Genomic DNA, 9,801 nt, shown 5'->3' with positions numbered 1-9,801 from the left:
CAGCGGGCCGGTGGTGGTTTCTACGCCTGCTGTGTAGCCGTATTCCGGGTGGCCTGGAGTTTTAGAGTGCAGCTGACGGAAGTTCTGCAGCTCGCTCATTGGCAGATTGTAGCCAGTGAGGTGCAACAGGCTGTAAATCAGCATTGAGCCGTGACCGTTCGACAGCACAAAGCGGTCGCGATCTGCCCACAGCGGGTTAGTAGGGTTATGGTTCAGGAAGTCACGCCACAGCACTTCGGCGATGTCCGCCATGCCCATTGGGGCACCCGGATGTCCCGAATTGGCTTTCTGTACTGCATCCATACTTAACGCGCGAATGGCGTTGGCAAGCTCTTTACGAGAGGGCATCTTCTACTCCAGGTCGGATTAATGCTCCGCCACGCTTAACTTATTGTAATTAATCAGTTATAAGGCGAAGCGAGAAAAAAGTCGCACATCAATGTACATGAAAATCAGGACAAAAGTACATGCATCTGGGTGCTAAATCACGGGTAACCGTTTGCATTTCCGGCCTTGTCTGCTAGCCATTGCACAACATGCGAGCTATAACCAAAACGTTTAAACACCTGCGACGGTTTCAGGTGTTTGTTTTCTTTACCTTGTTACCCAAAGGATGCAGATATGAAAATGAGAGCCACCATTGTTGCTCTGGGAATGGCTTCGCTGCTGAGCGGCTGCGAAGGGTTCGATAACAACGCGCTGCTGCAATCCGGTGCGCAGGCTTATCAGGCCTATGCGCTGAACGATACGCAGGTGAAAGAGCTGAGCGATCAATCCTGTGCGCAGATGGATAAAGACAATCAGGTTGCGCCAGCCAACAGTGACTATCAGCAGCGCCTGAATAAAATCGCTGCGGCGCTGGGCGATAACATCAACGGCGTGCCCGCCAACTACAAGGTGTATCAGACCAAAGACGTCAACGCCTGGGCGATGGCCAACGGTTGTATCCGCGTCTACAGCGGGTTGATGGATATGATGACCGATAACGAAGTCGAAGGTGTGCTCGGCCATGAAATGGGCCACGTCGCATTAGGGCATACGCGTAAAGCGATGCAGGTGGCGCTGACTACCACCGCAACGCGCATTGCTGCGGCTTCCGTCGGTGGCGTGATTGGCTCGCTGTCACAATCGCAATTGGGTGAAATGGGCGAGAAACTGGTGAATGCACAGTTCTCACAAACCCAGGAATCACAGGCTGATGATTACTCGTTCGACCTACTGAAAAAGCGTGGCATTGATCCGATGGGATTAGCGACCAGCTTTGAGAAACTGGCGAAACTGGAGCAAGGCCGCCAGAGTTCGATGTTTGATTCGCATCCGGATTCGGAAGCGCGCGCCCAGCATATTCGTGAGCGCATTGCGGCTGGGAAGTGAATTGTGCTTGCTGGCCCCCTCCTCGGTCCTCCCCCATGAATGGGGGAGGAAGATGCTGCCACATGTCAGTGAGGAAGCTGCATATAGCAGCGTCTCCTTCCCCCATTCATGGGGGAAGGCCGGGATGGGGGACAGCAAGCAAAGATCAAGCAAACAACAATTAACGCTTAAACAACCCATCCACCATCGCACCCAAATCCTGAGTATTCGACGTATCGATGTGGCCCTGCGGCGACAGCTTATCAATCACCTGCGGCAACAAGGCGGCCAGCGTACCGGACGCACCATTTACATCGGTGCCGAGCTTATCCGCCAGCGACTGCAGCTGATCCTGACCGAGCGCATTTTGAATCTCGCCACCATCAACTGACTGGTTACTGCCGCTGCCAATCCAGCTATTCAGCACCTGCCCGAGTCCGCCCTGCTGAAACTTCTGCAGCAGCACTTCAACGCCGCCCTGCTCCTGCACCCAGTTCCAGATAGCCATCAGCTGCTGCATCTGATTGCCCTGCCCGCTTCCGTTGCTGTTTCCCAGCGATCCAACTAAATCGTCCAGTAAACCCATAGTCGCCTCCGCAGATTAATTAACCGCCAATAAGTGTAGCCGCAGGTGAAAGGATTAACCTTTATTTGCCGCCTGCACGTGCAGCATATCCAGCGCCAGCGTGGCTGCCGCCAGCGAGGTCAGATCGGCGTGATCGTAGCCCGGCGCCACTTCCACCAGATCCATACCGACGATGTTCATGCCCTGCAAACCACGAATCAGCTTAGTGGCTTTATCGCTGCTCAGGCCGCCAATCACTGGCGTGCCGGTGCCCGGTGCGTGGGCGGGATCAAGGCAGTCGATATCAAAGGTCAAATACACCGGCAGATCGCCGACGGTGCGCTTCACTTCCGCCAGAATGTCATCAACGCTGCGATCGTTAACCTGTGCGGCATCCAGCACATTGAAACCGAGACTCTTATCGAACTCGGTACGAATACCGATCTGCACCGAATGCTGCGGATCGATCAAACCCTCTTTCGGCGCGGTGAAGAACATGGTGCCGTGATCGAAGGTTGGACCATTGGAATAGGTATCGGTGTGCGCATCAAAATGCACCAGCGCCATTTTGCCGAAGTGCTTAGCGTGCGCGCGCAACAGCGGCAGCGTGACGTAATGGTCACCACCAAAGGTCAGCATGCGCTTACCATTCGCCAGCAGTTTCTCGGCATGCGCCTGAAGTTTGTCAGAGAGATCCTGTGAATCGCCAAAGGCATAAACCAGATCGCCGCAATCCACCACATTTAAACGCTGACGCAAATCGAAATCCCACGGCCAGCGGCAACCTTCCCATGCGAGGTTGGTGGAAATCTGGCGGATTGCACCCGGACCTAAACGGCTGCCTGGACGACCTGACGTCGCGGCATCGAAAGGAACGCCAGTGATCACCCACTCAGCATCGCTGTCGTAGGGCTGGAAGTTCAACGGGAAGCGCATGAAACCGAAGGCGTTAGAAACCAGTGAATTGTCATACTGATTGCCGAGGGTGTTATACATAAATCGTCCTCTTTATATCCGTGAGTCGGGCGATGCCCGCGAGCCATTAAGGTATAGATGAAAAAAATCCCCTCCGCGTCGTTAACCCGACGAGGAAGGGATTGGTTGGCGCGATTATCGCGGAGATTGCAACTCCCTGCAATCAGCGTTCGTTTTTCAATCAGCAAATCTATACCCGTAAAATAACTTTAATTTCCACCTTAAAGACATCAATAACTTTAATTAATAAAGAAACATGCAACTATAAATAAATTAAGCCATTTCTTAAATAATATAATTTATTAATAAGGTAATTACGGAAAATAATAATAAAACTTAAATCTATCAAGCGAATTAAATTGATAGCCAAAAACACTTAGTATTATTAAACACCATTCTGTAACGTTATTTAAAGAAATCAGGAAAGGATTTTTTAGACGCAAAGGAATGATGTTCACCGCCACACGAAACCATGCTTTAAGAATCATCTGGTTGTGAGTGGTTTTGTGATTTATTTTTCCTCTAACACGTTTACTCCCTTAAAAGTGAGATGAAGACCCTCTTCTCTTACAATCCTCTTAATATCCTTTCCAACATTACTGCAGCATTGTACTCAGCGCATTGGTATCTGTTAAGCCAGGGGCGGTAGCGTGCAAATTATTTTATTTAACCGGTGAGAAAGTCAATGAGCAGAAGCGGATACGATGTGCAGAAGTCTGCCATTAATGCATTGTTTTTTAGGGAAATACGCACGCGATTCGGCAAGTATCGTTTGGGATATCTATGGGCAGTGTTGGAACCTTCGGCACATTTACTTGTGCTATTAATTTTTTTTGGTTTTATCATGCATCGCACCATGCCAGACATTTCATTCCCGCTATTTTTACTAAATGGCATTATCCCCTACTTTATTTTCGCTAACATCACCCAGCGTTCGATAGGCGCCATAGAGGCTAATCAGGGATTATTCAACTATCGTCCGATAAAACCTATCGATACGATTATCGCCAGAGCTAAGTTAGAAGCGGTTATTTACGTCGCTGTTTATATCCTTTTAATGATTGTCGTGGGAATGACAGGAGAAAACATCAGCGTTAATAACGTGCTGCAGTTGGTTTCTGCATGGGGATTGTTAATCCTGTTCTCATGTGGGATTGGGATGATATTCATGGTCACAGGGCATTTTCTCCCAGAAGCACAGAAGCTTTTCCCCATTGTGTTAAAACCACTCTACTTTATTTCCGGCATCATGTTTCCTTTGCATGCTATTCCTAAGGAGTATTGGCCCTACTTGTTGTGGAATCCGATCCTTCACGCGGTTGAACTGAGTCGGGAAGCGGTGGTAGCGGGCTATGTCAGTGAAGGCGTGAGCCTGGAATATCTGGCCATAGTTACCCTGGCAACACTTTTTCTCGGCCTGGCAATATATCGCACCCGTGAAGAGGCAATGATGACATCATGATCAAGATTGAAAACCTCACCAAGTCTTATCGCACGCCAGCTGGCAGACACTATGTGTTTAAAGATCTCAATCTCCAGCTGCCGAGCGGAAAAAGCGTTGCACTCATAGGACGCAACGGCGCCGGAAAATCAACCTTGCTGCGTATGATCGGTGGCATTGATCAACCCGACAGCGGTTTAATTACCACAGATAAAACGATCTCATGGCCAGTAGGATTGTCGGGGGGATTTCAGGGCAGCTTAAGTGGCCGTGAAAATGTGAAGTTTGTCGCCAGGCTTTATGCCAAAAAAGATCAGCTCAAAGAAAAAATTGCCTTTGTTGAGGAGTTTGCCGAGCTCGGCAAGTATTTTGATATGCCGATCAAAAATTACTCCTCTGGCATGAAATCTCGTTTGGGTTTTGGCCTCAGCATGGCTTTCAAATTTGACTATTACCTGGTTGATGAAGTTACTGCGGTAGGTGATGCAAGATTCAGAGCCAAATGCGCGCGTTTATTCAAAACTCGGCATGCCGAATCTAGCTTCCTGATGGTTTCGCATAATCTTAATTCATTAAAAGAATTTTGTGATATGGCTATTTACATTGGCAGGGACAACGAGGTTCTTCTATTCGATGATATTGAAGAAGCCATCACTCAATATAGCCATGAGTGGAAAACATAAATAAATGACAGAACATCTAACATCCCTTATCCCGGTTGACCTGAAAAGACGCGCAAAAGACATTATTAATAAAGCCGCGTTAATCGCCTCTGATGCAGAGAAATCAAATGTAAAAGTCATTTTCGGGCATAATAATAGAAACACCAGGCAAGATAAAGCATTCATAAAAGCAATAAAAAAATACAGCAATGTAACACTATGTCAGGCTAATAATAAATCCGAACTGATCAATGTGTCGCAGTTGAGAAACCTGGCTTTCCAGCAGGTCGATACAGAATTGATTATATTGCTTGATGTCGATATCTTCCCTGATTTTGCTCTGTTTATGCGTTGCGCAAATGAAATACTTTATCAATCAGCACCGTTCCATATTCTTCCTTGTCTCTACTTAACCAAATACGGCACAAACTATCTCCGTAAAAAAACAAGCATTGAAGGCCTTAAAGAAAAATACTTCTCTTTTTCGCGAAAGGAATTTTTGCACCTGGCATGTCCATCATCAATCGTGGTGATGAAATCGAGTGATTACCGGGAGATAAAGGGGTTTAATCCAGCGTTCAATGGCCATGGTTATGAAGATTTTGACTTTCTACTCAGACTGGCTGAACGCTATAACCGCATTAATAAAAGTGCTGATTTTTTGCTAGAGACGTCACATCGCTCCCCACTTTTATCGACAGGCTTTAGAAAAGAGCTGGGTATGCATTGCATCAACGCGCTGATTGAGAAAAAACTGACATTCCACCTCTATCATGCAAGAGATAATGAAGATAACTATTACCAACGTAGAAAAGTAAATTATCAATTATTTTCTAAACTACACCAACATGACGTAAGCGTGGACGAACACTATTCATCGAGTTTGCTGGAAGAATTCATCCGGGTATGTAAGGAAAAAAAAGTAAACTATCGAACATACTCGATCTACTTCGACAATAAACCCGGACACACGGATAGAACTGACACATTGAAACGTCGTGTTAAGTTATTATTTAATTTTTGATATAAGTTAAAATCATGAACATAAAAAAACTGCTCAAGAAGACCATAAACCGCATTAGTACAATAGGATTAACTTCCCGCGAAACAAAAAGCATTCATCACGCTGATAAAATCTCCTTTATTATTGTTGGAGAAGATCAATCGTTGATTGATACAACCATCAACAGTATCAGAAGGTCTGAAATATCAGGCCATTTCTCAGAACATACAATTGCCACCGCCGATCAGGTCGCTCATCCGGTGACTCCGTACGTTAAGGTTATTTCTGCTGGAGATATAGTTGGTGAGCCGTTTTTAACTGAGTTCTACCAAAATGTAAACTTCAGCACTGCAGATGACATCATCCTTCATGCCTATTCGCCAGAAAGCACTGTTTTTCGAATGGATCCCGTTTTAGCGAACATCAAAAGCATCAATAAAAATCAGCACTTAGTCATTAAGGAGTATGCACTTCCTTGTCTTGATAATTGTATTATTAAGTCAGTTTTAATCCCCAGAAACCTTGCTAATCCTGAAAATAAAGGGTGGACTAACAGCATCGTATTCGCCCTGGAAGCTCTAACGCGCAGCACTTCACAACAAGGCTATCAATTTCTAAGCAACGCTTATGTTGGTTCCATAAGCGGCGAGCGATTTGAAACGCATATACAGCAATTAGTCAAATCAGGTTCAACACTCCTGAATTTACTTGATTGCATTGATATTAATATCAAACATATGCAGAAAGATGCATATAAATTAAAGAGTGTATTATTCCTTATTCATCAGATAGTTATTGTGCTATTAAAAAACAAAAAATCAGATGAAATTCTTACTGCAGAAGAAAAAGATATCGCTCAAAAACTATTAATGAACATATCCAGAAATATCGGCCATGACATCATAAAATCATTTTCATCACCTAATTATAACCATATTCATAAGATTGGTTATTCAAAGATAATGGGTTCTCATGTTGAACGTGATATCTGTTATCTTGAAGAGGGAGATAATGAACATACATCACTCAAATTTAAAATAGCTTCTCACTCAAATACCTATCCGCGTTGTTTCATCGATAGCAATGAGGTGATCCCCACCAATGCAAAAATTAAGAAACTTACTTTATTAGGATTGGAATTTAGCTATGAAATATATTTATGGGTTTCCTTTGAAAATCAGGAACAAAAAATATCATTTACCAATACCTATCAGACTGAATTGTTTATAGCAGGGAAACGTCTGAAGTCTGAATGTTATGGAAAATTAGTCACTCTGCTAACAAGCAAAAATGCATTAAAAGAAAAATTACCAGCAAAAGCAAAGATATTACGCTATCTTGCCACATCAATTTTATTTACCAGGAAATTTGAAACGTGCTGGCTTTTTGTGGATAACGATCTCCGTGCTGATGATAATGCAGAGCACTTTTATCGTTATGTTAAACAAAATCAGTCAAGTGTTAACGCGTGGTTTTTACTCAACAAATCGTCTCCAGATTGGGGCCGTCTGAAAAATGAAGGATTCAGGCTAATTGAGTTTGGTAGTCTGCAGCATCGGCTTGCGCTATTGAATGCAAAATTTCTGCTTTCTTCACACGCTAACCCTGCAATCACTAATTATCTGCCACGAAAGCATTACTGCGACATTATGAAGTTTAAATTTGTATTTCTTCAGCATGGCGTTACAAAAGATGACCAGTCAGAGTGGTTAAACAGCCGGAAAATAGATTATCTGGTCACTGCCGGTACACCCGAGTTTAAAGACATTGCCAACGAAGGACGTTATCGCTACACCTCCAAAGAGACCGTACTTACAGGTTTTCCACGTTATGACAATCTGAAAAAAACGGACACTGATAAACAAATTTTAGTCATGCCAACCTGGCGGAAAAGCCTATCAGGAGAACTGATGGCTAAATCCAGTAAGCGCGTTAAAAACCCGAATTTCCTGACATCACTTTTTTGTCAGCAATGGGGCGGTTTTTTGCAGTCAACGCGATTAAAGAAAATGGCTGAAAAAAATGGCTATAAAATACTGTTTCTGGCTCATCCCAACCTCGTGGATTATCTTGAGGAGCTGGCCATCCCGGATTATATTGAAATAGAACGAATGGAAAACTGCAGCATCCAACAGGTTTTTAAACAATCAGATGTACTTATCACTGATTATTCATCAGTGGCTTTCGATGTTGCTTACATGCGTAAACCTATTCTCTATTTTCATTTTGATATTGATACGTTCTTCTCAGAACACTCCTACTCAAAGGGATACTATGATTATAAAAATAATGGCTTCGGTGCGATCGCCAGTAATATTTCAACACTGCAAAGTAACTTAAACGATTTGCTGAAAAAAAACTGTCAGCTTGATGACTTTTACACTCAGCGAATCAATCAGTTCTTCCCTTATGATGATAATAATAACTCAGCGCGTTTATATGAGACTTTAACAACACTGAGAATAGGCTCGAGATCTTTTGATCTTATTCATCATTATCTTAAAATTCAGTTGGCTTCGTTCGATCTTGTCGCAGCGGAAAAAAGCCTTGTTGAGTTAACAAAGTCGGACATTGATCTGTTACCGGTAGAAAGGGTTGAACTTACTCGCGCAGTAAATGAAATGATATTTTGGGCTAAGCTGCAAAATCGTCATGTTTTACTGGCTAAATTGATGGCGCATGCAGAGATGTTTAATCTTCCTATCATTGGCACAGATAATTCAGCTCATGAGAATAACGACATTAATCCACTTTTTCGCATTGTTAATATTGCTGTAGCTTTAACTGAGGGTGTTCTAAGTCACTCATCTGGTTTGGATAGTTTGTCTGAAGCCCTTTCTGATGAGGATTATCTTCTGCCACAGACCAGAACGGCCTGTGAAATTGTCATTCACAGTGGTAAAAATAACGTTTATCTGGCAACAACATTACTTGCCAAAGTAAAAAGTAATGCGCTATTTAAACAAGCTACACTGTTACAAATGTTAGATTCAATCAACCTACTAAAATTAGGCAACTTCTCAGAAGCATTGATACACTTAAAGAAAGCAACGTTAAGTGATACCCAAAAAGACAATCTGTTGAGGCTTATGCTTGAATATCATGCGAATGAGAATATACGCGCCTTTGATTTAAAGTTCTTACATGGAAATCAACTTAGCCCTCGAGCAACAGAGGCCTATTTACTACTAAACAATGAGACAGTGCCATCTCAACTGAGTAAATTTTTTGTCACCGGAAACAAAAATGACACTTTACTCAATGAGCATCTAAGTATGCTATTTGAAGGAAAAAAGTACCCCAGGTTTGTCGAGGCATTTGAGAACTATCCAATCAGTAAGATTCATATTCAGAACGAAAGTAACTTAACTAAGTATTTGGTTGCGATTTTCCTGACACGTGGCATTACTGAGTTGAAAACTAAAATTTCCCGATTGTATCCAAAAGAGAGCTACATCAATGCTTTTGATGCACAGTTTTTAAACCGTAGTGAGGTAAATCTTGATATTTTGTATCAGATGATTGAACAGAGTATCGACAAGCAAGTTTATACTTATACCTGCTCGGAGGTTTACAGGTACTCACTGCACTTCTACAAAAAAAATCGGCCTGGACTTGCCAGAAAAATCGCCACCATTTCGGTAATGAAAAAACACGAAGACTATTATTCTGACAAGAATAATTGGCATCAAGATAGTGACTACAGAACGTTAATTGATGCGGTTAAAGAGTTAAACAACGTCGTACAAGAACTTAATAGAATAGGATCATAAACATTAAACGTGTAACTTCCTTGGCGTCT

7 protein-coding genes and 1 pseudogene are annotated in these 9,801 nt (G+C 43.3%); 5 read left to right on the top strand and 3 right to left on the bottom strand.

Annotated elements, in window-relative coordinates; genetic code table 11:
* Positions 1-348: pseudogene (locus tag HX773_RS19355) on the bottom strand (transketolase); the annotation flags it as partial.
* Between the two features lie 273 nt (positions 349-621).
* On the opposite strand from HX773_RS19355, the gene HX773_RS19350 reads away from it, so the two are divergent.
* The gene (locus HX773_RS19350; protein ID WP_176972884.1) at positions 622-1,374 is read left to right on the top strand and encodes a M48 family metallopeptidase; all 753 of its coding nucleotides are present in this window, start codon (positions 622-624) and stop codon (positions 1,372-1,374) included.
* A gap of 160 nt (positions 1,375-1,534) precedes the next feature.
* On the opposite strand, the gene HX773_RS19345 is transcribed toward HX773_RS19350, so the two are convergent.
* Both HX773_RS19345 and speB read right to left on the bottom strand, forming a co-directional pair.
* On the bottom strand, positions 1,535-1,939 hold the full coding sequence (locus HX773_RS19345) for a YidB family protein (RefSeq protein ID WP_008107307.1): 405 nt from the start codon (positions 1,937-1,939) through the stop codon (positions 1,535-1,537).
* A 54-nt stretch (positions 1,940-1,993) separates the two neighbouring features.
* Positions 1,994-2,914 carry an agmatinase gene (gene speB, locus HX773_RS19340; protein WP_007890305.1) on the bottom strand — a complete coding sequence of 307 codons (921 nt, stop codon included), beginning with the start codon at positions 2,912-2,914 and terminating at the stop codon, positions 1,994-1,996.
* A 664-nt stretch (positions 2,915-3,578) separates the two neighbouring features.
* Between speB and HX773_RS19335 the strand changes: the two genes are divergently transcribed.
* The 4 genes from HX773_RS19335 to HX773_RS19320 are packed head-to-tail and all read left to right on the top strand — an operon-like array spanning position 3,579 to position 9,772.
* On the top strand, positions 3,579-4,355 hold the full coding sequence (locus tag HX773_RS19335) for an ABC transporter permease (RefSeq protein WP_176972883.1): 777 nt from the start codon (positions 3,579-3,581) through the stop codon (positions 4,353-4,355).
* Positions 4,352-5,017 (top strand): ABC transporter ATP-binding protein, encoded by a 666-nt coding sequence (locus tag HX773_RS19330; protein ID WP_176972882.1) that lies wholly within the window; start codon positions 4,352-4,354, stop codon positions 5,015-5,017. The genes HX773_RS19335 and HX773_RS19330 overlap by 4 nt, the downstream gene beginning before the upstream one ends.
* A gap of 4 nt (positions 5,018-5,021) precedes the next feature.
* The gene (locus HX773_RS19325) at positions 5,022-6,020 is read left to right on the top strand and encodes a galactosyltransferase-related protein (RefSeq protein WP_176972881.1); all 999 of its coding nucleotides are present in this window, start codon (positions 5,022-5,024) and stop codon (positions 6,018-6,020) included.
* A gap of 14 nt (positions 6,021-6,034) precedes the next feature.
* A complete protein-coding gene (locus tag HX773_RS19320) occupies positions 6,035-9,772 on the top strand; it encodes a CDP-glycerol glycerophosphotransferase family protein (RefSeq protein WP_176972880.1) in 3,738 nt (1,245 codons plus the stop codon).
* Positions 9,773-9,801 lie beyond the last annotated feature (29 nt).

It is taken from the genome of Pantoea sp. B9002, from assembly GCF_013385945.1.
GTDB lineage: Bacteria > Pseudomonadota > Gammaproteobacteria > Enterobacterales > Enterobacteriaceae > Pantoea.
The sequence above is the reverse complement of the archived record's forward strand: the minus strand, read 5'-3'. Positions and strand labels throughout refer to the sequence as shown.